Genomic DNA, 404 nt, shown 5'->3' with positions numbered 1-404 from the left:
GTTTTAATAGCGTCGGGATTAACAGGCTACCTTTCAAGCGTAAAAAATCTTATCGCTCCCGCGGATCAATGGTCGGCTGGCGGTATTCCATTGACGATGATGATGGATATTGAACACCGCCACGGCTCCCAAAAGCCGGTCATAAAAAAAGCGTTAGTTGAACTTGACGGCAAGCCGTTTAAAACTTTCGCCGCTAAAAGGGACCATTGGGCGGAAAAAACCTGTTTCATCGTCCCCGGCGCGATTCAGTATTGGGGGCCGCAGGAAGTATGCGACCATCCGACAATTACGCTAAAATTAGAACATGAAAAATAAAATAATTTTTTTTACGCGCTTCGCCTTTGCCGCCTGCCTATGGGCGCAGGGCTTACAGGAAAATAATATACCGCTTAAAAAAGTCGTTA

1 pseudogene is annotated in these 404 nt (G+C 46.0%); it reads left to right on the top strand.

The window, feature by feature from the left end:
- Positions 1–315, top strand: a pseudogene (locus ACYVRH_RS14875) (diphosphate--fructose-6-phosphate 1-phosphotransferase); the annotation flags it as partial.
- Between the last annotated feature and the right edge of the window lie 89 nt (positions 316–404).

The organism is Treponema sp. R80B11-R83G3, assembly GCF_054786115.1.
This window is presented reverse-complemented; position numbering and strand designations above follow the sequence as displayed.